The sequence below is a fragment of the Halobellus sp. Atlit-38R genome (assembly GCF_003665925.1).
Lineage (GTDB): Archaea > Halobacteriota > Halobacteria > Halobacteriales > Haloferacaceae > Haloquadratum > Haloquadratum inordinatus.
The window spans coordinates 1-457 of sequence record NZ_QXIJ01000333.1 but is presented as its reverse complement, the minus strand read 5'-3'; the positions used below and the strand labels follow the sequence as shown (position 1 = coordinate 457).

The window sequence follows — 457 nt, the reverse complement described above, 5'->3', positions numbered from 1 at the left end:
AGATGACGTCACCGAGGGAGTCGCCGTCGACGGCGCGAACCTCGGCCATCAGCATGTGGTCTCCAGAGGAGGTGTACAGCGCTTCGACAGCGTCGAGTTCCTTCAATGTCCGTGTTGCTTCGACGTATCGTTCGCTCGCAACGTCGATGCCGACCATCGCAATCGACTGTCCTGCGAGTTTCTTCGGGTCGATATCGGCGGAGTATCCGATGATGACACCGTCGTCTTCGAGTTTGCGGATGTATTTCCGGACCGTCGGCTTCGACACGCCCGCCCGCTCGGCAATCTCAGCGTACGACGCCTTCGCGTCTTCCTCCAAGACTGCCAAGATGCGTCCCTCCGTGGACGTGGTTTCCATGCCCGTTGGTTTTACTACGGGAGAAAAATATCTTGCGAATCAGAAAGCGGTTCTCTTTCACGTCGAACCTGGTAGTAAACCAAGTCAAAAAACGGTTGC

1 protein-coding gene is annotated in these 457 nt (G+C 56.2%); it reads right to left on the bottom strand.

Annotated elements, in window-relative coordinates; genetic code table 11:
- On the bottom strand, positions 1-358 hold a 358-nt coding region (locus D3D02_RS19685), incomplete at its 3' end, for an Lrp/AsnC family transcriptional regulator (RefSeq protein ID WP_147435791.1).
- Positions 359-457 lie beyond the last annotated feature (99 nt).